The 23,121-nt window shown below is 43.9% G+C and carries 26 protein-coding genes and 1 tRNA gene; 7 read left to right on the top strand and 20 right to left on the bottom strand.

Annotation, left to right across the window (positions count from 1 at the left end):
- Positions 1–34: 34 nt before the first annotated feature.
- Complete coding sequence (locus tag ABIE27_RS03310) at positions 35–343, top strand: rhodanese-like domain-containing protein (RefSeq protein WP_123062393.1); 309 nt, start codon at positions 35–37, stop codon at positions 341–343.
- A gap of 270 nt (positions 344–613) precedes the next feature.
- Here the strand turns inward: ABIE27_RS03310 and ABIE27_RS03305 are convergent, their stop codons facing one another.
- Entirely contained in the window at positions 614–1,123 is a 510-nt protein-coding gene (locus ABIE27_RS03305; RefSeq protein WP_240036595.1) for a shikimate kinase, read from the bottom strand.
- Positions 1,124–1,390: 267 nt separating this feature from the next.
- Entirely contained in the window at positions 1,391–2,800 is a 1,410-nt protein-coding gene (gene gndA / locus ABIE27_RS03300) for an NADP-dependent phosphogluconate dehydrogenase (RefSeq protein WP_123062837.1), read from the bottom strand.
- A 210-nt stretch (positions 2,801–3,010) separates the two neighbouring features.
- Here gndA and ABIE27_RS03295 point away from each other — a divergent pair, with 210 nt between their 5' ends.
- Entirely contained in the window at positions 3,011–3,616 is a 606-nt protein-coding gene (locus ABIE27_RS03295) for a suppressor of fused domain protein (protein WP_429349898.1), read from the top strand.
- Between the two features lie 139 nt (positions 3,617–3,755).
- On the opposite strand, the gene ABIE27_RS03290 is transcribed toward ABIE27_RS03295, so the two are convergent.
- A complete protein-coding gene (locus ABIE27_RS03290) occupies positions 3,756–4,355 on the bottom strand; it encodes a hypothetical protein (protein WP_123062395.1) in 600 nt (199 codons plus the stop codon).
- Positions 4,356–4,781: 426 nt separating this feature from the next.
- Positions 4,782–6,092, bottom strand: coding sequence for an MFS transporter (locus ABIE27_RS03285; protein WP_123062396.1), 1,311 nt, complete (start codon positions 6,090–6,092; stop codon positions 4,782–4,784).
- 177 nt (positions 6,093–6,269) lie between these two features.
- On the opposite strand from ABIE27_RS03285, the gene ABIE27_RS03280 reads away from it, so the two are divergent.
- Positions 6,270–7,745, top strand: coding sequence for an aminotransferase class I/II-fold pyridoxal phosphate-dependent enzyme (locus ABIE27_RS03280; RefSeq protein WP_123062838.1), 1,476 nt, complete (start codon positions 6,270–6,272; stop codon positions 7,743–7,745).
- 151 nt (positions 7,746–7,896) lie between these two features.
- Here the strand turns inward: ABIE27_RS03280 and ABIE27_RS03275 are convergent, their stop codons facing one another.
- The 9 genes from ABIE27_RS03275 to ABIE27_RS03235 form a co-directional block, all read right to left on the bottom strand.
- A complete protein-coding gene (locus tag ABIE27_RS03275) occupies positions 7,897–8,214 on the bottom strand; it encodes a DUF1292 domain-containing protein (RefSeq protein ID WP_090923684.1) in 318 nt (105 codons plus the stop codon).
- A gap of 98 nt (positions 8,215–8,312) precedes the next feature.
- Positions 8,313–8,867, bottom strand: a complete 555-nt coding sequence (locus ABIE27_RS03270) for a copper amine oxidase (protein ID WP_123062397.1) — start codon at positions 8,865–8,867, stop codon at positions 8,313–8,315.
- A gap of 476 nt (positions 8,868–9,343) precedes the next feature.
- Entirely contained in the window at positions 9,344–9,532 is a 189-nt protein-coding gene (locus ABIE27_RS03265) for a hypothetical protein (RefSeq protein WP_123062398.1), read from the bottom strand.
- Between the two features lie 269 nt (positions 9,533–9,801).
- Complete coding sequence (locus ABIE27_RS03260) at positions 9,802–10,221, bottom strand: organic hydroperoxide resistance protein (RefSeq protein WP_090923686.1); 420 nt, start codon at positions 10,219–10,221, stop codon at positions 9,802–9,804.
- A gap of 237 nt (positions 10,222–10,458) precedes the next feature.
- Positions 10,459–12,156, bottom strand: a complete 1,698-nt coding sequence (locus ABIE27_RS03255) for a CotH kinase family protein (RefSeq protein ID WP_429349897.1) — start codon at positions 12,154–12,156, stop codon at positions 10,459–10,461.
- 242 nt (positions 12,157–12,398) lie between these two features.
- The gene (locus tag ABIE27_RS03250) at positions 12,399–14,630 is read right to left on the bottom strand and encodes a M1 family metallopeptidase (protein ID WP_429349896.1); all 2,232 of its coding nucleotides are present in this window, start codon (positions 14,628–14,630) and stop codon (positions 12,399–12,401) included.
- Between the two features lie 155 nt (positions 14,631–14,785).
- The gene (locus ABIE27_RS03245; RefSeq protein ID WP_429349895.1) at positions 14,786–16,411 is read right to left on the bottom strand and encodes a recombinase family protein; all 1,626 of its coding nucleotides are present in this window, start codon (positions 16,409–16,411) and stop codon (positions 14,786–14,788) included.
- Between the two features lie 253 nt (positions 16,412–16,664).
- A tRNA-Val gene (locus ABIE27_RS03240) sits at positions 16,665–16,736 on the bottom strand.
- Between the two features lie 163 nt (positions 16,737–16,899).
- Positions 16,900–17,172, bottom strand: a complete 273-nt coding sequence (locus tag ABIE27_RS03235) for a hypothetical protein (RefSeq protein WP_429349894.1) — start codon at positions 17,170–17,172, stop codon at positions 16,900–16,902.
- A 393-nt stretch (positions 17,173–17,565) separates the two neighbouring features.
- Between ABIE27_RS03235 and ABIE27_RS03230 the strand changes: the two genes are divergently transcribed.
- Positions 17,566–18,009 carry a GNAT family N-acetyltransferase gene (locus ABIE27_RS03230; RefSeq protein WP_145404023.1) on the top strand — a complete coding sequence of 148 codons (444 nt, stop codon included), beginning with the start codon at positions 17,566–17,568 and terminating at the stop codon, positions 18,007–18,009.
- Positions 18,010–18,164: 155 nt separating this feature from the next.
- Positions 18,165–18,401, top strand: a complete 237-nt coding sequence (locus tag ABIE27_RS03225) for a DUF3892 domain-containing protein (protein WP_090923789.1) — start codon at positions 18,165–18,167, stop codon at positions 18,399–18,401.
- A 104-nt stretch (positions 18,402–18,505) separates the two neighbouring features.
- On the opposite strand, the gene ABIE27_RS03220 is transcribed toward ABIE27_RS03225, so the two are convergent.
- From ABIE27_RS03220 to ABIE27_RS03205, 4 genes are all read right to left on the bottom strand, one after another.
- Positions 18,506–18,787 (bottom strand): hypothetical protein, encoded by a 282-nt coding sequence (locus tag ABIE27_RS03220; protein WP_429349893.1) that lies wholly within the window; start codon positions 18,785–18,787, stop codon positions 18,506–18,508.
- A complete protein-coding gene (locus ABIE27_RS03215; RefSeq protein ID WP_090923691.1) occupies positions 18,771–18,998 on the bottom strand; it encodes a hypothetical protein in 228 nt (75 codons plus the stop codon). The genes ABIE27_RS03220 and ABIE27_RS03215 overlap by 17 nt, the downstream gene beginning before the upstream one ends.
- A gap of 216 nt (positions 18,999–19,214) precedes the next feature.
- Complete coding sequence (locus ABIE27_RS03210; protein WP_123062474.1) at positions 19,215–19,544, bottom strand: DUF3889 domain-containing protein; 330 nt, start codon at positions 19,542–19,544, stop codon at positions 19,215–19,217.
- A gap of 57 nt (positions 19,545–19,601) precedes the next feature.
- Complete coding sequence (locus tag ABIE27_RS03205; protein WP_123062475.1) at positions 19,602–19,865, bottom strand: hypothetical protein; 264 nt, start codon at positions 19,863–19,865, stop codon at positions 19,602–19,604.
- Between the two features lie 343 nt (positions 19,866–20,208).
- On the opposite strand from ABIE27_RS03205, the gene ABIE27_RS03200 reads away from it, so the two are divergent.
- Positions 20,209–21,111: a manganese catalase family protein gene (locus tag ABIE27_RS03200; protein WP_123062476.1), complete on the top strand. Its 903-nt coding sequence runs from the start codon at positions 20,209–20,211 to the stop codon at positions 21,109–21,111.
- A gap of 246 nt (positions 21,112–21,357) precedes the next feature.
- Here ABIE27_RS03200 and ABIE27_RS03195 read toward each other — a convergent pair whose 3' ends face one another.
- The gene (locus ABIE27_RS03195) at positions 21,358–21,651 is read right to left on the bottom strand and encodes a DUF6809 family protein (RefSeq protein WP_429349892.1); all 294 of its coding nucleotides are present in this window, start codon (positions 21,649–21,651) and stop codon (positions 21,358–21,360) included.
- A 139-nt stretch (positions 21,652–21,790) separates the two neighbouring features.
- Positions 21,791–21,970, bottom strand: a complete 180-nt coding sequence (locus ABIE27_RS03190; RefSeq protein WP_145331959.1) for a ribbon-helix-helix protein, CopG family — start codon at positions 21,968–21,970, stop codon at positions 21,791–21,793.
- A 557-nt stretch (positions 21,971–22,527) separates the two neighbouring features.
- On the opposite strand from ABIE27_RS03190, the gene ABIE27_RS03185 reads away from it, so the two are divergent.
- Positions 22,528–22,662, top strand: coding sequence for a hypothetical protein (locus tag ABIE27_RS03185; protein ID WP_429349891.1), 135 nt, complete (start codon positions 22,528–22,530; stop codon positions 22,660–22,662).
- A 164-nt stretch (positions 22,663–22,826) separates the two neighbouring features.
- Here ABIE27_RS03185 and ABIE27_RS03180 read toward each other — a convergent pair whose 3' ends face one another.
- Positions 22,827–23,114 carry a magnesium and cobalt transport protein CorA gene (locus tag ABIE27_RS03180; protein ID WP_429349890.1) on the bottom strand — a complete coding sequence of 96 codons (288 nt, stop codon included), beginning with the start codon at positions 23,112–23,114 and terminating at the stop codon, positions 22,827–22,829.
- Positions 23,115–23,121 lie beyond the last annotated feature (7 nt).

Here is a 23,121-nt window from a genome sequence, read left to right as displayed (position 1 = left end):
GGCGTTAAGTCCATATAGAAAAGAGGACCTGAATATGACACAAATCGCAGAAATTCAACCATCCGAGCTGCGCCGCCGTCTACAAGCGGGAGAGAAGCTGCAGATGATAGACGTCCGCGAGGACGAAGAAGTCGCGCAAGGCATGATCGCTGGTGCCAAACATATTCCACTGGGACAGATTCCAGATCGCTTGTCGGAGATTGATAAGTCCGGTGAGATCGTGATCATCTGTCGCAGCGGTTATCGCAGTGAACGAGCTTGTGAATACCTGCAACAACTTGGATACGACGGCTGTACCAATATGGTCGGCGGTATGCTGGAGTGGCAACAGGAAGACGAATAGGCAAGAACGAATAGGCAGTTTGCAATCCATTTTTTAATAGATTGCCCCTACACTTCGTTTCTTTCCAAGCAACGGGCCCTCTGGCCCGTTTTTAATACGCTTTTAATTCCTACCCTCAATAGGCTTATCACCGGATTTTAGCCTTTTAGAAAAGGGAATCCAAAAAATCTGGGGATAACCGCTACTCTCCAGGTTATTCTGTCGTCGGAGTGAACTGTGTAAAATCTTTAGTTCAACTTATATTCTCCCTCAACTTCGATGATAACAAGCTTAGACGCGGTAATGCGCTAAAATTAAATGAGTCACTTCGGCCGCAGACAACGCAGTAGTATCCACCGTGTAATCCGCAAAACGATATGCATCTTTGCGCTCTTCCATAATCGTTCGAATGCGTTCCTCGGCATTTCCTGCAAGCAGTGGACGGTTATCACACCCGCTCACACGTTCCACAATGACCTCAGGATCTGCTGTTAGGGCAACAACCCAGCCATTCGCTGACATCGATTCACAGTTGTCCGGACGAAGCACAACCCCGCCTCCAGTTGCAATGACCTGTCCATTGTTCTCAAGTACCGTGCACAGCACCCGGTTCTCTACGTCACGAAAGTACGCTTCTCCCTTGCTCAAAAACAATTCCGGAATGGTACAGCCTTCCTCCTGTTCAACCGCGGCATCTACATCGATTAATCGGTATCCCAGCTCATGAGAAAGCATATTAGCAACAGTTGATTTCCCCGTTCCCATCATGCCAATGAGAATAATATTTTTAGACTTGCTCAAGGTGTACACTCCTTTAATTCAAGCATTTCGTGAGCACTTTTTTCCTATCATAACACAGGCCTGCGAACGGGGGAAGGCCATGGTCCGTATCAAGCTTCCTTTCGAGCCACAATCGTACGTACTGTTCTTCCTCGCCCAATGATCGTCATTCATTAACGTTCCTCATCAGGCTCTTAGATTCTCTCCATTTATGAAAAAAGAGGGACCTGATGGTGATCGGTATAATCCGATCCTCCAAGTCCCTCTTTACATTGTATGATTTGAAGATTACTCCATCCAGTTGTGGTGGAAGCTTCCTTCTTTGTCGACACGTTTGAACGTGTGTGCGCCGAAGTAGTCACGTTGTGCTTGCAATAAGTTTGCTGGCAAACGCTCTGTACGGTAGCTGTCGTAGTAGGACAACGCACTGGAGAAGCCTGGTACCGGAATACCTTGTTTCACCGCAGCGGCAACCACTTCACGCCATGCATCCTGGTAGGATTCGACGATGTTTTGGAAGTATGGATCAAGGAGCAGGTTTTTCAGGGCTGCATCTTTGTCGTATGCTTCCTTAATGTTTTGCAGGAACTGTGAACGGATAATGCAACCGCCGCGGAAGATCATCGCGATGTTGCCGTATTTCAGATCCCAGCCATATTCGTCGGATGCGGCACGCATCTGCGCGAAGCCTTGGGCGTAGGATACGATTTTACTTGCGAACAGCGCTTTGCGCACGCTCTCGATGAATGCTTTTTTGTCACCGGAGAACGCTTCTGCCTTAGGTCCGTTCAGGATTTTGCTTGCAGCGATACGCTCGTCTTTCATCGCCGACAAGAAACGGGAGAATACAGATTCCGTAATCATGGACAACGGTACGCCGAGATCCAGCGCGCTTTGGCTTGTCCATTTGCCTGTGCCTTTTTGTCCAGCGGCATCCAGAATCACGTCAACCATTGGTTTGCCCGTTTCCGGATCGTATTTGGAGAAGATGTCTGCCGTGATTTCAATCAGATAGCTGTCAAGTTCACCTTGATTCCACTCTGTGAAAATTTCATGCAATTCCTCTACCGATACATTCAGTACCGATTTCAGCAGGTGATAGGCTTCACCGATCAATTGCATGTCACCATACTCAATGCCGTTATGTACCATTTTCACATAGTGTCCGGCACCGTCTGGTCCGATATATGTACAACATGGGTCGTCACCGACTTTTGCCGAAATCGCCGTCAGGATCGGTTCCACCAGTTTATAAGCACTTTCCTGTCCGCCTGGCATAATGGAAGGTCCCTTCAGTGCACCTTCTTCACCGCCAGATACGCCTGTACCGATAAAGCGAATGCCTTTGTCCTCCAGTTCTTTGCTGCGGCGAACCGTATCAGGGAAATATGCATTCCCGCCGTCGATGATGATATCGCCCTCATCCAAGTGAGGAAGCAACTGCTCAATGGTCGCATCTGTAGCTTTACCTGCTTGTACCATGATCAGAATTTTGCGCGGAGATTCCAGGGAGGCTACGAATTCTTCAATGGAGAATGTGCCTGTCAGGTTTCTGCCTTCGGCTTCTTTCAACAGGTCATGTGTCTTCTCTGGGGAACGGTTAAATACCGATACTGAAAATCCTCTGCTTTCAATATTAAAGGCCAAATTTTTACCCATGACTGCCAGGCCGATTACGCCGATTTGTTGTTTTGTCATCTGGTCCTCCATCCTTTACTCCAATTAATTTTATTGAAAAAAATCTCAACAATACACCCATTTTAACGGTTTTATGTATGAAAGTGAACCCCGCACCCCAGCTAGACAGCGAGAAAAAGCTGTAATCTGCTCAGGTGTTCATCGTATTTTCATAAAATACGTTATTATAGTAAGAGTAATGAATCATCATCAGATTGGAGGAGCTTGCGAATGAGCTATGAGCAACTTTCAAAAGAAGAACGGTTTTCACTAGATATCCGAAGAACTTATCTTTTGGGGATGTATATGAATGAATGGGGTATGCCCGAGAGCAGAATCGTACTTTCCAAAACAGAGCGAAGCATTCATGTGGAGATATACTATTTCCCTGCAACGTTGCAGTCTGAGATATCCCGGTTTGTCACTGTAGGTTTGTCTCAAGCTCCCCGCCCTACAGGGGAACGAGTCTCCGCAGAGTGGATGCTTGCGTTGCCTTCCGATTTAGGCGGTGTAAGCGTAGCACGTATCAACACCTACTTGGCCGATATCATTACGCATCATATCGAAAATGCTCCAAATTCGGATATCCCGCGCGTGATGAAATCAAGTCCGCTAGCACCCACAGAATGGAATGCAACTGCCTTGTTAATTGACGAATTGCGAGGAGAAAACGAATCTCTCGAACTTATTCACATTGGCCAGGAGACAATCCCTCTGTTGTGGGTCATTCCGATTACTGCTAAAGAAGCGGATTTAATTCTGGAACAAGGGATTGAGGAGTTCGATACCCATGTGGAGAGTTCGGACTATTCAATTATTGATCCTCAGCGTCCTTAGACGAGCGGAACAGTGCAAGTCCAGAGATTGAGAATCCAAAAATAACGCTCCCTCTACATATCAAAGGGCTGCCCCTAGTCATTAGTAACCTTTGGGAACAGCCCTCTTCTATAAGAGTGATGCTTCAATACGCTTTTCCTCATCCTTCCAGCATCAGCAGATGCCCGGATAATCGCTGCAGCGCTTCACGGCAGGCGTTGGCCTTCTCTTTATTATCGATCTGCACAGCATCATACAGACGCTCCAGTTCATCATCGATCTCCATACGCAGCAGCATCAGCCGTTCTTCGCCTTCGCGCGAGAGGAACATTTCTTCCATCTCTTCCGCCGTAGGCGCAGGTTCTTTTTGAAAAATGACGCGTTGCTTGAATCCCGATACTTCGACCAGACGAATCACTTCACCAAATAAAATATTTTCTACTGTCATCTGCTGATCCTTGAAGCGTTTCACCACAGCATGGCCGCGTGTATCGCCAATCAGCTTCTCCAACCACTCTGCGAGCTTGGCGTCCTTGATCAGATAATCTCCTGTCATTTTATAATTCCCACTGCGTGTTTGTTGAAAACGGAGCTTTACCAGCTTACGTCCGGTGCGGACTGACAGGATAAAGAAGGATTCGTCCTCGCTCCAATATAGTGAATACCCCTCACGAATTAGGTCTTTGATTAGATTTTGGATATGCCGACGGTTGAACCGCAGCTCCAGATTGCAATATTCAACTTCATAACTCTTGTTCACGGCACTCCCTCCATCTGTACCGGATTTGCTCCGGCCCTCATGTTTCAAGCGCTTGTGTTACATCGGCTTACCCTATTTTATACTTCATTTTATGTAAGGGTACTTGGTTATTTGACTATTTTTCACGGAATACGAATCCGAATTGAAGCTTTCCGCAGATGCACAGGGGCAAGCCCCCGGAAATTCATCGTATAACGGACGCAAAAGGAAGAAAATGCAGTTGACTTTCTAGGGGCACAGAAAAAATTCGAAGCTCTTCTGCTCCAATCGTACAAGTGTCGAAATCATGATCATTGTGTTGTGCAGCTGAGATATCTCACTTCATTTGCACTAATTGACGACTGCCAGGCATCACAACACATCAAAAAAAGAAGATCCATAAACCCTGATCAGGGTTTATGGATCTCCTATTTTACTATCCTTCATCTATCCAGCAGGTGCGGTACGGTAAGGCTTACGTGCCAAGACAAAGTGAACGACGAAAAGTCCTGCCATCACAAGAGCGCTCGCGATAAACGGGGCCGGATGACTGATGTGATCCCACAACAACCCCGACACAATAGGACCAAAAACCATACCCGAACCTTGCAAAGTAAGGAAAAACCCCCAAATCGCCCCCCGTTCCCCTTCTGGAATCAGTGTGGCAACAAATGCATTCCAAGCCGGAAGAATCATCGCATAACTTACGCCCACAAGCATTACAATGCCAAAAACAACAGGAATGGCTGTCACTGTCGAGAAAACAAACAAACTTGCTGCCGCCATCAAAAACCCAACATTCAGGAACGGCTTCGTACCGAATTTGTCCACCATTTTCCCAACAGGAAGCAGTGCGATGACGGTAATCCCCCCTCCTGCAATGAGCAGCAGACTGTACAGATTGGGTGAGATATTTAGATCTGTTCGTGTATACAGCGTAATGACAGGGCTAAGCAGACCAATCACAAATGACTGCATAAACAGCGCAGGATAGACAAGCGGATTGACATTGAGCGTGCTGCGCACCCGGTGTAATGTACGCTTTACGCTCTGTTGCAACCGAATAAACGGGGTAAGAAGATTCGGCTTGGCTGGATATTTCTGATTTGTGGACATTCGGTCTTCTCCAGCATCTCCCGCTTCTGCTGCTTGTCCCCCCTGGGCCACAACGCGGCCCGGAAGAATCATAGCGACCAGGATGACCAGAATTGCACATCCCATGAGAACGAGGAAGATTGTACGGTAATCATGATTGGTCCGCTCCAGCAGCCAGTTCATACCGACAGGCCCGAGCCCCGTGCCTCCCAAAGCCGCCATTTCCAGAGCCCCCATCGCTGTTCCATTTTTGTTCTGCGGGCCTGACATCGCAGTTACTCCCGTCATTGCGCAGGGCCACAAGGGCGACGTACCGATTCCGAGAATGAGACAAGCCATAGACAGCCCGACGGCACTTTTGAGAAAAAGAATCATGATAACGGCAATCAAAGTACAGATCAGAGCCGTTACCATCGTGGCGCGGAAGCCGATTCGTTCTGCTGCCCAGCCTGAAGGGGCTCTGAACAGATTATCTCCCAGATACTGAAGAGCAAATGCTACGCCAATAACACCAGCAGACAACCCCAGAATATTATCCATGTATACGGGGAGAACAGCGACCAGCAGCGCCCCCTTGATTATTTCCACCAGAAAAAGTGTCAGCCACATCGCGATAAAAAAAGGCGATCTCAGTATCTTGGCTGGTTTGATGTCGGTTTGCATTCTTTTTCCCCTTTCAAGGTTCATTTACCGGTCCTCTACACATAGTGTAACCGGGGACATGACAAGCAAATCTCACCAATTCAAAAATTTGTCGTTCATACCGCTTGCATTCAGTGCTTATTTTGCTATACTCATCTTTGTTTACCATTTTACTTAGGAAGGGTTGTGACAGCACTGATGAATCACCACCGTACGCCGCTGTTTACCGCTTTGAAAAATCACGCGGCACTCAATCCCGTACAGTTTCACATTCCGGGACATAAAAAAGGATTGGGAGCGGATACCGAATTCCGTGAATTTATTGGCGATAACGCCTTCTCCATAGATTTAATCAACATCGCACCACTGGATGACCTGCATCAACCGACAGCTGTCATTCGGGAAGCACAGATGCTTGCCGCAGATGCCTTTGGAGCCGATTATACCTATTTTAGTGTACAGGGTACAAGCAGTGCGATTATGACGATGATTCTATCGGTATGCGGACCTGGGGACAAAATCATCGTGCCCCGCAACGTACACAAATCCGTCCTCTCTGCCATTATTTTCTCAGGAGCCAAACCCGTATTCGTTTCTCCTGCACAGGATGTTAACCTTGGCATTGATCACGGTGTGACCATCCAATCCATTCGCCGTGCGCTTGAGCGGCACCCGGATGCCAAAGCTTTGTTGGTCATTAACCCAACCTATTACGGTGTATGTACAGACCTGAAGTCCATCGTAGAGCTGGCTCACAGCTATCAAGTGCCCGTTCTGGTAGATGAAGCACACGGGGTACTCATTCATTTCCATGAGGATCTGCCGCTGTCTGCAATGGCCGCTGGAGCCGATATGGCTGCAACAAGTGTGCACAAGCTTGGTGGTTCGATGACACAGAGCTCGGTGCTGAATCTGAACACCAAGAACGGGTTCGTCAACCCACAACGTGTACAGACCATCTTGAGCCTGCTGACATCCACATCCACGTCATACGTATTGCTTGCATCACTGGACACTTCCAGACGTAATCTGGCGCTCCATGGTCATGAGATTGCACAAAAGGCCATTGACCTTGCGGAGTTTGCAAGGCGTACGATCAATGACATTGATGGCTTGTACTGTTTCGGAAAAGAACTGTTAGGCACAGAAGCCACTTTCAATTATGATCCAACGAAAGTCACGATTCATGTGCGCCATCTCGGCATTACAGGCTACGAGACCGAGAACTGGCTGCGTGAGCATTATAATATCGAAGTTGAGCTTAGCGACATGTACAATATTCTGTGCCTCATCACGCCAGGTGATACAGATGACAGCGTGAATATCTTGCTGAGCGCGCTACAGGATTTGTCTCGTACGTATTATCAAGTCAATCCTGCGCATGAACTGGTTGTCAAAGTGCCAGACATCCCTCAGCTGATGCTGACACCGCGTGATGCCTTTTATGGAGATACCGAGGTCATTCCTTTCAAGGAGTCCGCAGGACGCATTATCTCGGAGTTCATCTATGTGTACCCGCCAGGGATTCCAATCCTGCTTCCGGGCGAGGTAATTACACAAGAAAATATCGATTATATCATTGATCATGTTGAGGTCGGACTGCCCGTTAAAGGACCCGAAGACCGTAGTGTAACTAATGTCAAAGTCATCGTGGAAGCTGACGCTATTTTCTAGAATGGCACGAAAAGTGAAGGACCGGGTCTATCACCTGGTCCTTTTTGATTTTCATTTTTTGTGACTCTCCGTACCAACCTGACAATCCAAACCAACAACAAAAGACCCCCTGAAATTCAAGGAGTCCTTGTGTCATATTCCAAAAGAATGACTATTCTTGGGAAGCAACCAGTTCGTTGTATGCCGCTTCAACACGGTTCCACTCTGCTTCGTCTTCAATATTGTAGAGCACCATTTCCTCGTCTTCTTCTTCCATACGCAGGATGATGCCGTCAGCTTCAGGATTGTTGCGTTCCAGCAGAAGTGCATAAACGTGATCTTGCACGTCAAACGTTTCTACCAAAACCATCTCCACGTCTTGACCGTTCTCATCAGTCAATGTGAGAAGGATCTCTTCGTGTTCATGATCGTGATCATGGTCGTGACCGCAACCGCAGTTATCTCCATGCTCGTGTTTGTGATCGCTCATTGTAATACCTCGCTTCATCAATAGAAAATGTGTAACCTTGCATATCGTAACATGTTCACAGAGCCAGGTCAATTTAGAAGGGCAACGTTTATTCGCCTTTAATCATTCAAGGCCGTAATGATTTTTTCGGCCACCAGAACATAGTTACTGTTTGCATTTTCTTTAATATGAAAACCGACCTGGTACTTGCCAGCACGACTAAAATCATAAGTGAAATCATACGTACGGAACCAGAAGTTATCCTTCTGTGTCGTCAGATCCTGTGCCTGAATATCCTTTACCTGGCCGCTCGGATCCGTTATGGTGACTTTCACGGCAGCCACGTCTGTTGTGAGACTATCGACCTGTGAGAACACATTAAATTTCAATTTGCCCACGTTGACGTTCCCAAACACAGTGTCTCCCTTGAAGAGAAAAATATGTACGTTCGGCTTAATCACCGTTACTCGCTTGTTATTATTGTCCCACCGAGTAATGCCTCCAGCCTCTCTAACAGGTACATAAGTCGTTCCATCAATCAAATAACCACCGTCAGACGCTTCCTTGCCGTTAATGAACACACGAATTTTCTCGTTCACAGAGTCCGCAAATAATAAAGACCCGCCCAGCAAGGAGAATACCATGACACATAGCAGCACTCTTTTCCATTTCATCCCGTCAATATACCCTCCCTTGCTGTTAGCTTGTTTGTAGATTTATACTGCGAACGGCTCCACAAAGTTGCGCTGTTTTTCATCATTTTTCATTTTTTATCCAAAATATTTACCACGCTCTGGTAAACACAAAAAAAGGCTATCCTGTTTTCAGGATAACCTACTGTGTCGTTTATTATATATACGTCATTAGACGAAGTGTCATGAAGATACGTGGCGAGTGAGGATACAGGGAACCCCTTTGCCAACCGCCCCGCCTTCTCTCAATCGTGCAGCATATTCCGTCCCTCGTAAGCAAGGTGTCTTGCAACGTTCACATACATCGGATGTGACCAGCTTCATAGATACACGCATCTTGTCACTTTTTAACGCGGGCGCTTTCTTTCCTTTTGCCTTTGCCATCCCGGATTCCCCATTTCCCATAATGCTGACTGAATACTGCATCATATGGGGAATCGCCCAATTGTGTGCCTACCTTAGAAAACGTATTTGAATACTAAAAAGATAACGAACAAAATACCACCGAGAATCAGCCAGTTGCTGATCTCCCACCATATACTTCTTCCTCCACCAGATATGAGTTGCTGTGATTTCTCCTCATGTCGCTGCTGATGTGTGTGTGATTCGGATAAGTCTGGCGGCTTGTTAAAATCTCTAAAATCCATATCATGCACCTCTCCTTTGGTGATCTCAATTCATTTATAAAATTGCTTCAGTTCGATAAGCTTGCACTTTTATGAATATTTACGGCGATATCCATACCAAAGTTTCAACATTATTACATTTATCAAATGATATTGTTCTCACCTCCATTCTATCAAAGCTAAAGTTTCAGGCGCGAAGCAAGTATATGTCAAAAAACCTCCGATTCCTCGGAGGTCTTTGTCTATTGCATTTATTTTATTCTGAAAGGAACGTTACGAATCCTATTTGCTTACGCCTGCTCCACTTTAACGTTAACATTACCTTTGATCGCTTTGGAATAAGGGCAGTATTCATGTGCAAGTTTTACAAATTTTTGTGCCGTTTCTTCATCCAGACCGAGAATTTTCACTTCAAGCTCCACATCCAGCTTTACACCACCATCTGCCGGGTCCGCTACCAGGGCAACAGTTGCAGACACTGTACTGCGCTCAATCGTTACATTGTGTTTTTTCAATTGAAATTCCAACGCAGAGTTAAAACATGCACTGTATCCTGCTGCAAACAGTTGCTCCGGGTTAGTCGCTGTTGTTACTTGACCTCCAAGTTCAGGGGGTGTAGCTACGTCCATCATGAATACGTTATCCGGGGATTGTACGATCCCTTGGCGTCCACCTGTATTAATAACTGTCGTTTCATATAGAGTTTTCATATTAAAATTCTCCTCTTCCGATTTAAGTTTGTTATATGTTTTGAACATGTCTTCTTTTAACTTGTTTACAAATTGATTGTACACAATTTAATTACCTTTGTAAATAGTTTTTTAAAATAAATGAAATAAAAAAGAGCCACCTTGTAAGGTAACTCTCTATATATTGATCTTAGGCAAAAGCATGCATGCGTTCATGCTCAAATATTTAGCAACGGAGCACGGTCCGGCAACTGAATTCTATTTGGATGTTTCAGTTTCCTCCGTTTGTTGGGTCTTCTGTTGATTTCCCGCATTGCGGTCGAAACCTTGGCCTCGGAATCCACCCTTCATGCCGTTTCCTTTGAGGCTATCTCCTAATTTGGTTAGATCGACCGAAGAAGCATCAATCAGTGTATCCGTACTTGCTTTTTGCCCTTCCGTAGTGGAAGGAATCGTTCCAGCAAGCTGTCCTTGAATACTCTCGGCACGCAATGTGCCCAATTTAGTCAATTCAGCAACAGCTTCTTTATACTTATCATATGTCACAAACGCAGTCGCATCATTTCTAACGTAATCCGTAATCAGATTATCTAACGTCTGCACCGTCTGCTCAAATTTTCCGTTTGCAAAATAACCGTCCACGATCTCTTGCAAGTAGTCATGGTACTTCTCCTTGTACTCAGGTACTTCCAGCAACTTGCTTAGAATCGGCCGCTCTTCCATCGTTACGCCTGATAATGGGGTATCAATGGCAAGATTGACCACATCGGATGCAGAACCTGCCTGAAATCCACCAAAAGCCATATTGTAGTCCCATGGCAGCATACTGATTTTGCCGTTATTCTCATATAAATAATAGTTATGCCCCATATTGGACGTGTAACTATCCATGTTCACCACCACATTATGAGCTGCAAAATATTTGAGCACAGCATCCACATCCACATATTGCTCAAGATTGGTTCCGACATTTAAGTTTTTGAGTGCTTCAATCACACGTTGCTCATCTTCCTCCGTCGTTTTTGTCTTGGCATGATCAAAAATGGCAGAATAGCTGGACACTTTATCATCCGTATACACCAAGGACACACCATTGGTTCCTCCGTTCATACCACCACCTCCACCTGGTCCGCGACCTCCCTCTCCACGACCTCTTGCGGGCTGTGAATCTGTATCGCCCACGCTGGTTACAGCATCACTTGGCGGTTCCATGCCTTCAGGGGGCTGCCGGTCTCCCATGCCTACAGCATCGCCTTCTTCTGGAGGATTTCCTAAGGGATTCCCCATTCCGCCCGCACCCATATTGCCATCGTTATTGGGTTTGTAGATTTCTCCTTCGCCATTCTTCGCACGTTCCAGATATCCGCTGTCTATGTCTTCAACAGCCAAATATAAGCCCCATGCCTTTCCGTTGACGTTAATATTCGCAAAAGCAAACAGCGGCGCATCAACTCCGATATAACTCATGATGTCATAGCTAAGATATTCTTTCATATAACTGGCGTCGGAAATCATATTATTCACGACCATTTTATCAAGACCATTCCAGGTCTGACCTTTAACGTATTCGTCAAACTTGATTTTGAAACTATACCGATCCGTTGTATCGTCCCCTGCCACTTGTCTCAAACTCGAGTTTCCTTTGGCTCGGATGCCTACATTTACGATCGTTGTCCCGTTTATCTTTACATTTGCCTTGATATAGTTTTCTCCTGTCGCCGTGTCCAGCATTTCCTGCCAGGCATCCTCATCCACATCAATGGAGAAAGACATCACTTCCGTTTTACTAAAGTTTTGTGCATAATCCACCGTTTTTGTCTGATCTTCTGTGGATTGGTTCACCGTAGTTGTAGTCGTTGTTGTTTGCAGACTTCCACTCTCATTGCTACAAGCCGCTAATAACATGGAAGCAATCACTGTAGTTGCCATAACATTTCGCCATTGGTTGTTTATCATGCCATTTCCCACCTTAGTTCTCTTTTAAATTCCTGCTACAGAGAAGTTTAAAAGAAAAACCTTAAATGGAACTGAACAAATCGAATCAATCCTGATTGAGAGGCACCTGATGTCCATCTTGACTTCCATCTTCAAAAGTATCTTCACTTTCCTGCTTCTTTCCAAACAAAAAAGAGCCGACTTATAGGCGACTCTTCATAAACATTTCTATTTTTATGCTTCTATATTTATTGTAAAATGTATCATTCAACTTTTTTGCTAGCTTTCAATTTACCGTTGCCATCCAGCTCATAGAATTGGTAAAGATCATTAGAGAGCGTTAGAGATTCCAGAATCTTCTCCATAAAGGACTCTGAGGCATTGGCACTAAGATGGTCGCCATTCCAATAGTAATGAATCATGAGACGATTTTGATTATATGGATGTTTAATGACATATGCTCCGGATTGTCCTGCTGTTTTCATGGCCTCTTTCCAAGCCAAACCGATACCGTTTGCTCGGACAATTATGTTTTTTTTCAAAGATTGCACAATGCCATTCGACTTCGCATTACCAACAAGAATGAGGTTACTGCCGCCAATCTCACGTTTCAGCTTCTGTTTCAACTGTTTTCGATCCCGAACTACATCGTACTTCATGCCAAATACATCAAGAATCTGAGTTAACTGGCTGATCGCTTGTTCCTGTTGTTTCGCTGCTGCTTTGCTCACCTGATCTCCAAGTACAATGGTTAATGGCTCCCCTCGGAAGGACTTTTCCATTAAACGAATCATCACTTCGTAAGGCAGATTTGGAATGTTTTTCACCACTGCTTCATACTGCGGTTGATAGGCATCATGCATATATGCCGCAAGTTCCTTCTCCGACATTTGATATTCCTGCTTAAGCTCAAATCCTGGCTTCTTTAAAGCTTTTTCCATGTCCTGCCGCTGTTCTTTACCAAGCACATCCTCAATGGTACCAAGTAATCCATCGATTGTAGCGTTTTGGTAGACAAAGCGATGAAAGTATTCCTTCATAAACGCATCAAATTTCTGTTCACCAACAGAGCGGTATAATTGGTAGATCGCCTGACGACCCTTTTGGTAAAATACATAATCGGCCATTTCTCCTGCTTGTTCATTCGTTGAAGCAATAGGTAGATCAATAGGTGACGGATCAAGCTGAATTGATCTGAAGCCTCCCAGCTTGTTGCCCTGCTTTTCTAAAAAATACACCGTGGAAAAGTCGGCAAAACCTTCATCCAGAAATGATTCCGTTTCTGAATTGTTCCCAATTAAAGCATGGAACCACTGATGTGCAATCTCATGCACAAACGTGGTATCATCTTCAGGTGATAACTCCGCAGCACGCTCCGGCATCTGTATTAATCTTGAATATTCCACGCCAAAGCCATCCACATAAGTCTCGATGACACGAAATTCGGGATACGGATATTCACCATATTTCTCACTGTAAAATGCGATAACTTTAAATGCATAATCAATGTATTTGTTCACTGCAGCTTTTTTGACAGGGTCATCACCAGAATAAAAATATTCTACAGTTAGACCATTACGCGTCTCACGTTCTACCTTTAGATTGGGGCCAGCGAAAAAAACAAATTCTCTCGTGTTCGCGGCGCGCGCTGTAACGACTTTTCGTCCTTGTTCTGCACTGACTTTGGAAGTGATATCTCCCGGCATGACCACCTGATATGACTCAGGCACATTGAACTCAACATCGAAATCAGACGAGGTATAGAAATCACTCTCGAATGAAGTGCTGTACGGTGTCTTATTCCACTGATGCGTAGTCTCGTCATAAACAGACATTACCGGAAACCAGTGTGCTCCGTTGATCTGATCCTTGTAGTACGATATTCTTTGCATGCCATAAGGAATGTCGAGCCGATAATCCACTTCGAAGGTAATAGATTGACCCGGTTGCAAAGGTGCCTTCAATTGTACACGTAATGCCTGATTGTTGTTATCGAAAAGAAGCTTCTCCCCTTGTTGCGTCACTTTCACAATATCCGTTCCGCCCAAGAAATCGGACGCTTTCTTTTCCGGGTGTTCTTTGGCTATTTGCTCATTCTGGCCTGTATACATAATCGTTTGTGTTGCTTTGGATCGATTAGCATCTGCATAGGTATGCATGACCAACTCTTGGAGGGTATCTTTGCTCGTATTCAGGTAGGTCACTGTCTGGCTGCCCTGTATTGTCATATCTTTTTCGTCCAGACGTGCTTTGATCTGGTACTGAATCGGGGATTGATCTTGAGACACGGCTTGTTGTGAGCGCATGCGAAAAGCATGTTGCATCTGGAACGTGTTCTGTGTTGTCTCAGCACTCGTAGCCAAGCTCTCTCCCTTCAAAGGGGTGGCATAAGTGGTGTGGGTGACCCCAGATGTTGTGAGCGCCAGTACCAGTGTGCTTAATATGGCCTTTTTCATCACGTTTTTGTTAGTAGATTGGGTTTTGGAAGCGTGCATTTTCTCTCTCCTTCTGTTGTATGTTCTTAACTACAACAATAAGAGATCAATCTTACGTTGAATTTAGGTTTGGTTTAAATTTTGTTTAAAAATAAAAAAAGAAGTCCTGCTATGCAAGACTTCTCACTATAATCAGTAGTGCACTCCCCCCTGTGTCAACTCCCTGAATATTTACTTTCACTCGATGAATGTCCCAAGAATTCTTTAATTCTACCCTTGATCTCTACTAAAATTTTCTCTTTGCTGACGTAAACAACATCAATCATCGTACTTAACATCATTTTCTTCTTTTCCGTTGACGCTTCATCAAAAACATCTTGCCAAACCGGAATATACTCCATTAATGTTTCCAGTTCAGACAATTCAATCTTTTTAGAGGATAGTATTCTTTCAGTTTCATTCATTTCATTGGTAGTTTGAGTAATCTCCAATTCCTTCTTCTCGATAAGATCATTAAGCATCTTTGGTTTGAAGGCGCTTTTGCCCATAATTGATTTGGGGACTTCAGCGTTAAGAATGGATAGCTCATTATAATGTTCTTCAAGTATACACTGCAGCTTCTTAATTTTTTTCTCTTCCTCATTTGATATTTTGTTTTTGATTAAATCCATTTCCGAGCTAAAATCTATTGTTTCGAGTTGATTTAAGTGACTATTTACTTGCTTCATTACTTGTCTCTCAACCATCTTAGACGAGAAAGTAGCTTGACCACTACAATCGATTTTCCCTTGTAATTTTCCGGTGCACCGATAGCTTTTATTTTGATTGTATCTAAGTATTTCTCCATTAGCAGCCTTATATTTATTCACAAATGTTGTTGAAGTTAGCCTTGAGTTACAACACCCGCATCTCGCTATTCCAGTTAGAAGTAAACTTCCTTTTGTGCTCATCGGCACAGAACTATCATTGTTTTGCTTACTTTTGGGATTCTTTTTTTCTCTAATATCTTGAGCTGAATTCCACTCTTCTTCGGATATTATCATTAATTCAGGAATAGGTTCAGAGAATACGGCGTCTCCCGATCCTTTCCTATATCTCATTATTCCTTTATAGATAGGGTTTTTAAGTATGACATTCACAGTAGCCGCACCCCACTGTTTAGCCTTTCTTGTGGGAATATTCTCTTCGTTCAACAATTTAGCTATCCTTAGTTGTCCGTATCCTTCGTCTAGAACTAGTCGGAACATCCTTTGCACAACCAAAGACTCTTCTTCGTGTATTACTAATTTAAGCAAGACCTTGCCCTTTTTATTAAATTTGCCGGAATCAACACTTCTATACCCATATGGTATACCGCCACCTCTAAATATGCCATCTTCCACCATTTGCATATGCTTTTCGTTCACGCGATTAGAAGTTCTTCTACTTTCTCCGCTCGACTGCCAGAATCTAAGATAGTTAATCACCTTATCTGCATTTACTTCAATTTTTTGTTGCCCTTCTATTACAGACCACATTTCAATTCCTCTGTTTACAAACCACTCAAGTACAAATGGTGTCTCATCATCTTTTCTACCTAATCTATCAAACATGAATACTAGCAGTAGATCGAATAATCCATTTTCAGCGTCATCTTTAGCCTGTTTAATTACATCTCGGTTGGAAGCAGATACTTTGAACCCTGAGACTCCTCTTTCAGAATATTCTTTTACTAACTTCCACCCCTCCTGCCTTTCAATCATTCTTCTACAAGCTCGCTGCTGCATTGGTATATCATTTCCATCCAACTGTCCTTTTGTAGATACACGATATAGGGTTGCAACCCGTTTAATTTGCTTCAATTAATTCACCACCATATCTTTTTTCTGTTATATATTCAGAACTCTCTATAACTGCTTTATAATTAACTAGTACTTCGACTATAGCATTAAATCAATAAAATATATTAAAGACCACCCCATATTTTTGTAGGTAGTCTTCTGGTTCGTACCATATTCAGTTATCTTTCTAGATAATAGTTTTTCATTTCAATTAAGATAAAGCAAAAAACAGCCGTTTAAAGGCTGTCTCGGCTGTAAAATATTGTTTTATGTATAGGACGAGTGGGGATCGAACCCACGACCCTTACCCTGTCAAGATAATGCTCTCCCGCTGAGCTATCGCCCTTCATTAACTAGATTATATATAGTTACAATTTTTGATTCAATTTGCCGACTCATATATAAATCAAAATCCAATGAAGTAACAGTATCATACCAAGTAAACGTGTTCATTGTCAATCATTAAATTGGTTTTAAATCATCCATATTGGAGCACAATAATGGAAAGCTTACAATATTCTGCAATAGGAGAATGTATAGTGATGATGAATAAAAATACTGACCAATTGCTTAATCCACACCATAACAATAAACAACTTAATAAATACTGGAAGCTCACTGCTACTCATGTTGCTGTTTTGCTCATTCTCGCCTGTACCTTGACTGGTTGCAGGCTGGAACGGGACGAGCATACAGTACAATTTCAGCACTTGCACCAACCGAATCAACAAAATGAATCGCTGCCTGTCTGGATGGACGTCTACTCCAAATCCGTAAATCAAGAGGTATACTCCCCTCAGGGAAACAGTGAGTTATTGCCTTAAATGGCAGAGACAGATCTAGAGCCTTTATCAGAAACATTGATCCACTGGTATCCATATATTTAATGTCAGTTCAATCTCCGATCAACCATGTCCCTGACCGTACCTATCAGAAGTATATTCTCACTCTTCTTCATCCCATTTGCGTGAGTATGCCTTCTTGGTCACATAATATAACAAAGCGATCATGCCCGCCGACATAAGCAATGTAATGGTCATAATAGCCGCCATTCCCATGACTCTCCTCCTCCTCCAAAGTCCCAATATGTACCAAACTTAACTATACAGGAAAAGCATTTTTTTGTATAATGCAGTCTGAACTTGTGCGCATGGAGCAGAAAGAAGGAATCGAATTTGGCAGCAGAAATTAGTTATGTCACGACAGAAGAAGAATTGAAACAGGCTCTAGGGATTCGCCGTCAGGTTTTTGTCATTGAGCAACAAGTGCCCGAAGAACTCGAAATAGATCAATACGATGTTATCAGTCCTGATGTGCATCATGTATTGCTTCATACCGATGGTCAGGCTGTTGCCACAGGGCGTCTCATCTATTACAGCAAAGATACGGCCAAAATGCAGCGAATTGCTGTACTGGAGTCCTACCGTTCGTTTGGGTATGGACGTGTGCTCCTGTTAGCGATGGAGGAGCTTGCTCGTGAGCTTGGATTAACCTATTCACTCCTGGATGCCCAGTGTCAGGCGCAGAAATTTTACGATAAACTCGGTTATGAAGTGATTTCGGAAGAACCTTTTTACGATGCCGATATCCTACATGTCCGTATGAGAAAAAGCTTGTAGGCCAGCAGAACAACTCAACAACACAGGCACTACATACATTACACAGCTATTCTCGAAATGTGGAATGTTGTAAAGAATGCATACTTCTCTCCAATTCGGACAGGCTAACAGGGTAAACCTATTCCCATTTGGTCATAGAAGGAGAGTGTGACATGATGGATCAGACAACACGCGAAACGTTCACAGCAGTACAAAAGAATGGTGACGGTGACTTGACCGCCTTCCAGACATCGACAGGCCGTATTCTGGATTATCAGCAAGCTCTGAACGAAGTGAAGGCTGGAACAATCGCTGGTGTGAATGTATTCAAAGGCAAGGATGGAGAAATGTATATTCGCGGCGATGCCGACGGCGACCCGACCAACAACCTTGACCAGCTTCCGAATTTCTGATAAATGTATTCACCATACAGCGCCAATCCTTACGGATTGGCGTTTTTGCTGTAACTTCTGCAGAAGTCTGTTACACCTAGGCGTACTATTCGCCCCTCAACGGATCAGTAATCCGTAAAATATTTTACTGCATTGCCAGCAGGCTGTGCTTTTCGCACAGGCTTAGCTTCCTGCTCCCAGGCCTGCAAAATCTGTATACTTTCCAGCGTAGATGGTTGGGGCCAGGAGATATATCCTTTCTGTTCAAGCGCCTGTAGTGACTCCCGAATGTGTGCCGGGTTGCGCCCTGTCTTGGTTTCCAGTTCATCCATACGTGGAATTCGACGTTGCTGACCTGCATAGTTGACAATAATGCGCAGAATTTTACGTTCAAAGTCGTTCAGCATACTTCAATTCTCCCTTCCGATTCCGATCCGTTACAGGGCGCCATGCCAGAATATTTTGCTCCAGAAAAGTCCGGGGTACCCCTTCCATGCCATCAGATGCCCGGATTACTCCGCCTCGCATGCTGTTGATTCGAATCTGCCGCTGCGTAATCTGTCCCGCACGATCCATGTACACAAGCTCCACCATCTGGCCAACATACTTCCCTAGCATGATCATCCCTCCAATAAGAACATTTGTTTGTATTCATTATTATATGCGAACATAAGTTCTTTATTCAATAACAATAAAAGGAATTTCAAAAAAATAAAAAACCAGACATACTCCGGGCAAGACGGAAGTCTGGTTCTTCAGGTGAAGATCGAATATTGAAGGTGACTGGCCATTTACTCTAAGCACAATGAGAATAAGAATCTGGTACCCCATCGGCTAGTGTCGGTCTGATTCAGAAAATTGAACTGTTTTTAACTGTTGCGTATTCGGATTAAAATCCACATTAACATAGACAGCAAATTGCTTGCCGTCTTTGGCACGAACCCACAGCTTGAACTGCTCTCTGGACTGATTCGCGCTAAGTGACGAGCGGCCGATATGTTTGTAATCCAGGATGTCGACATTGTACTTCGTTTGGGTTTCCTTCACGGCGATGATGCCCCACTTCGCATAATCCGGAATGTTGCTGCTTGCTGCCGAAACGGTCGTTGGGATGCCTGCAAAACCTAGAACAAGTGTTAATATCGATATCATAAGCACTCTCATGCATTTCACTCCTTGGGAGAATGTGTTTGCTGATATCGTGCCCGTTCGGATTACATTTTACACCCAGATTCGAAAAATCCAGACCGCTGGCAACAGCCAAAATGGAACAACCGGCATCAGTTTAACCAACGGATCAACCCCGGAAGTATTACTAAAGCTCATCCCCCAATCCCCGGAAAGAAAATGCTGCTGTGCCCGGGACTCTTCTGTAGGCTCTAAACCATACTTCTCCATAAGTATTTGCCTTGTCTGTTCATCCACCTGAACATCATTACCCACACCGCTTGCCGACACATGTGCACTGTTTATGTAAGTTAACATTATGATTAAACTCATCATTAAAGATATGATATGGAACGATCTAGATTTCATATGTCTGTATTCCTTCCTTTCTACTTCGAATCCATGACCAAAGATCAGCGTAACACATAGAACAACTTGTATGATTGTACATAATATTTGTGAAAATGGAAATACCAAACGGTGAACCATTCCCCACGTTCTTCAAACATTCGTAGCAGATAGTACATGCCCCTTTAGACCCATTTCATAGTTTATCTGTTTAAAAAATCCATAGACCGTGTAATGGGCCTTGACTGACCAAGCTGAATCCAACGTCCGCCCAAGTCCATTTTCACACCATATTCGAGGAGGTTATATCTGCATGTTCAAACGTCTGGATGAAATTTTGATTGAAATTCCCAACGTCGAAAAGCCTGATCCCAATGCAGCAGCAGCCATACAGGAATTGCTTGGTGGTAAATTTGGAGAAATGTCTACCCTGAACAACTACCTCTACCAATCCTTTAATTTTCGCTCCAAAGAAAAACTAAAACCATTCTACGACCTCGTCATGAGTATTACGGCCGAAGAATTAGGACACGTTGAGCTGGTATCCCATGGGATTAACCATTGTCTCCGAGGATCAACCGAATATAAAGAACCTGATCAGACACCGCTGGGTTCCGTCAAGGATGCAAGACTGTCGTATCATTTCCTGGCAGGCGCACAAGGCGCGATGCCTTTTGATTCGATGGGCAATCCGTGGACAGGCGCCAATGTCTTCAACAGTGGCAATCTGGTCGAGGATTTGTTGCATAATTTCTTCCTCGAATGTGGGGCACGTACGCACAAGATGAAAGTATACGAAATGACCGATCATCCTGCCGCCCGCGAAGTTGTCGGTTTCCTGCTCGTGCGCGGCGGTGTGCACGTGGTGGCTTATGCTAAAGCCATTGAAATTGCGACAGGTGTCAATGTGACCAAATTGATCCCGATCCCTTCTCTGGATAACAAAGCCTTCAACGAGGCTCGCAAATACGAAGAAAAAGGCGTTCACACCAAGCTGTACACTTACAGCGATAAAGACTTCAATGCCATCGACCAGATCTGGAAAGGCACGCATCCCGAAGATGGACAACCTCTGGAAGTCATTCAGGGCATCCCTCAAGGCTTTCCTATTCCGGAAGCTCCGGCGGTGGAAGAAGAGTTCGCGCCAGGCATCTCACACGAGGACTTCAAGGAGATTGCTCGTCGTCTCAAAATGGCGGGGAATATTGCGGATTAAGAAGGCAAGTGTTCGGCTGAGTGTTTAGAATGTTGTTTTCCTAGATAAATTGTAAATTCTAAATGCTGTTAGCTCTAAGTATAATTAAAGCCCTCACCCCAACTGCTTGAACACAGAGAAGGTTTGAGGGCTTTGTTATAAACAATTTTATGTTCAATTTATGATTCAAAATGAGTATGTTGTGTCTCGGGTTTCCCAAAAATTTAGCTGTAAAAGTAAACCTGATCTCCGCTCACATAGGTAAGCCTAGTTAAACTCCAACACCGATTCCTCACGATGACTCATGACTTCAATCAGCATGTTTGCACCTAGACGAAAACCTTGTACAAAAGCAGCTTCCGTATGCATCCCCTCACATCTACCACATAAGTCAAATAACTGTTCAAGCTCAAGAAATTCATGCTCGCTTAAACGCTTCTTCCACTGCTCTGTCAGAGTTGCAATCTGCCGCCCTAACGCTTGGTATTCAGGATGTATCGGCATCATCATCTCATCCGGGCGAAGTCGTCCGTTATAAAGTGCTTCCAATATCGAATTCATGTGTACCCTCCTATAAATTAACTCATACCTCACTTGAATGAGCGTTCTGCACATGGTAGGATATTTATGCAGTTGCTAATTCGTAGTGATTGCTGAATAGAAGTAGCGTGTTCTTCGTGGGACAAGCGCTGCTTCTTTTTTATTTTTGGAGCTCGTCGTAAATCTTCTCAATCCCTTTGCGAACGATAGCAGATCGGTTCGTATTCAGCTTCTCAGCCGCAACATCAAGCTTGCTCAGAATTTCCTCATCGACACGGATCTCAATCGTTTTGCTCTTCGGGTTATCAGATTTAGGACGCCCCATCTTTTTGGAGGACATTGCTCCACCTCCTTTTTGTCCTGACAATAATATATTATTGTCAGGACAAAAAGTCAATGTAAATAACCTGCCGTTTCAAAGTTTGTAGGGGGACAAACTTTTTACCGAGGTTGCGGTTCTTTTTCTACCTTTTATTGGTTATTCAACACGCGTGATATGATAGATAACCTGCTGAAAAAAAGATATTTATTGGAGTCACATATACGCTTCGTGGTATTTTCAAAATGATGCATTGCCAGGGACTAAGTTACACAAATCAACGTATACCTTAGCAGCAGAGAGCGAAGAAAAACAACGAATTTATACAGAGTCAACGTTTCCCGACTTAAAAACGAGTGTTCAAGGATGAAATTCAGCACGTCCTTTTTGAAGATGAATCCATGATTTGTGACTACATAGTGATTCAGAAAACGTGGTTTCTCCACGGCAAGCAACGTATAATTCCATTCACAGGTAAGCATCGAGGAGTCAAACTACTGGCAACCTTGGACTACTAAGCAGGCAAGTTTGTGTGGCGGGAAGATGAGCAGTAAACAGCAGAAACATTTCTACGTTTCTTGAAAAAAGTTGTAGACGAGTTCCTCACAGGCAAAATGGTGATGATCTTGGACAATGCCCGAATTCACCATGCCAACCAGCTGATTCCCGTCCTCACGGAGATTGAGGAGCGCAACAGAAAATCATTGGCATAGGGCTCAAATCGACTACCTTGTTCCTCCAACTTCCCAGTCTAACTCATTGAGATACAAGTTAGCTAGTACGGGCGAAATAAACCCTTTGCACATAAAAATAGCCCCAGATTATTTTCTGGGGCTAAGTTCAATAAAACTTTAATTTGTAGTTATTTTCTGAACATTCAATTTTGTAATACTTCTAAAGCCTCCATTACTAATTTTCTTATTTCGTGTTCAGTAACGTACACATTCGGATAATTTATCAAGTCATCGGTAAATTCAGAGAATCTAGATCCTTCTTTTGAAATCAACATAAAATATGATTTTTCTTCAGATGTTAAGGGTTCATTTAGATCATGTTCATACGTAGCATAGAATTCATCACAAAAGTTAGAAGCTTCAATTTCATTATCCAGCAATAACCTCATTAACCAGTATAGTCTTTCTTTTGGACCTTTTTCTGTTGGCATTAGAAGC

The organism is Paenibacillus sp. 4624 (assembly GCF_050435065.1).
GTDB classification, from domain to species: domain Bacteria; phylum Bacillota; class Bacilli; order Paenibacillales; family Paenibacillaceae; genus Paenibacillus; species Paenibacillus amylolyticus_D.
The sequence above is the reverse complement of the archived record's forward strand: the minus strand, read 5'-3'. Positions and strand labels throughout refer to the sequence as shown.

Bases quoted from the DNA above. Each gene is read 5' to 3' on its own strand.
- ABIE27_RS03270 (WP_123062397.1), bottom strand. From the start codon at position 8,867: ATGAAATGGAAAAGAGTGCTGCTATGTGTCATGGTATTCTCCTTGCTG.
- ABIE27_RS03275 (WP_090923684.1), bottom strand. From the start codon at position 8,214: ATGAGCGATCACAAACACGAGCATGGAGATAACTGCGGTTGCGGTCAC.
- ABIE27_RS03195 (WP_429349892.1), bottom strand. From the start codon at position 21,651: ATGAATTCGATATTGGAAGCACTTTATAACGGACGACTTCGCCCGGAT.
- ABIE27_RS03190 (WP_145331959.1), bottom strand. From the start codon at position 21,970: ATGTCCTCCAAAAAGATGGGGCGTCCTAAATCTGATAACCCGAAGAGC.
- ABIE27_RS03265 (WP_123062398.1), bottom strand. From the start codon at position 9,532: ATGGATTTTAGAGATTTTAACAAGCCGCCAGACTTATCCGAATCACAC.
- ABIE27_RS03260 (WP_090923686.1), bottom strand. From the start codon at position 10,221: ATGAAAACTCTATATGAAACGACAGTTATTAATACAGGTGGACGCCAA.
- ABIE27_RS03250 (WP_429349896.1), bottom strand. From the start codon at position 14,630: ATGCACGCTTCCAAAACCCAATCTACTAACAAAAACGTGATGAAAAAG.
- ABIE27_RS03210 (WP_123062474.1), bottom strand. From the start codon at position 19,544: ATGAGAGTGCTTATGATATCGATATTAACACTTGTTCTAGGTTTTGCA.
- ABIE27_RS03285 (WP_123062396.1), bottom strand. From the start codon at position 6,092: ATGCAAACCGACATCAAACCAGCCAAGATACTGAGATCGCCTTTTTTT.
- ABIE27_RS03205 (WP_123062475.1), bottom strand. From the start codon at position 19,865: ATGTTAACTTACATAAACAGTGCACATGTGTCGGCAAGCGGTGTGGGT.
- ABIE27_RS03255 (WP_429349897.1), bottom strand. From the start codon at position 12,156: ATGATAAACAACCAATGGCGAAATGTTATGGCAACTACAGTGATTGCT.
- ABIE27_RS03310 (WP_123062393.1), top strand. From the start codon at position 35: ATGACACAAATCGCAGAAATTCAACCATCCGAGCTGCGCCGCCGTCTA.
- ABIE27_RS03180 (WP_429349890.1), bottom strand. From the start codon at position 23,114: ATGCCAACAGAAAAAGGTCCAAAAGAAAGACTATACTGGTTAATGAGG.
- ABIE27_RS03295 (WP_429349898.1), top strand. From the start codon at position 3,011: ATGAGCTATGAGCAACTTTCAAAAGAAGAACGGTTTTCACTAGATATC.
- ABIE27_RS03280 (WP_123062838.1), top strand. From the start codon at position 6,270: ATGAATCACCACCGTACGCCGCTGTTTACCGCTTTGAAAAATCACGCG.
- gndA (WP_123062837.1), bottom strand. From the start codon at position 2,800: ATGACAAAACAACAAATCGGCGTAATCGGCCTGGCAGTCATGGGTAAA.
- ABIE27_RS03200 (WP_123062476.1), top strand. From the start codon at position 20,209: ATGTTCAAACGTCTGGATGAAATTTTGATTGAAATTCCCAACGTCGAA.
- ABIE27_RS03215 (WP_090923691.1), bottom strand. From the start codon at position 18,998: ATGCTAGGGAAGTATGTTGGCCAGATGGTGGAGCTTGTGTACATGGAT.
- ABIE27_RS03225 (WP_090923789.1), top strand. From the start codon at position 18,165: ATGGATCAGACAACACGCGAAACGTTCACAGCAGTACAAAAGAATGGT.
- ABIE27_RS03220 (WP_429349893.1), bottom strand. From the start codon at position 18,787: ATGCTGAACGACTTTGAACGTAAAATTCTGCGCATTATTGTCAACTAT.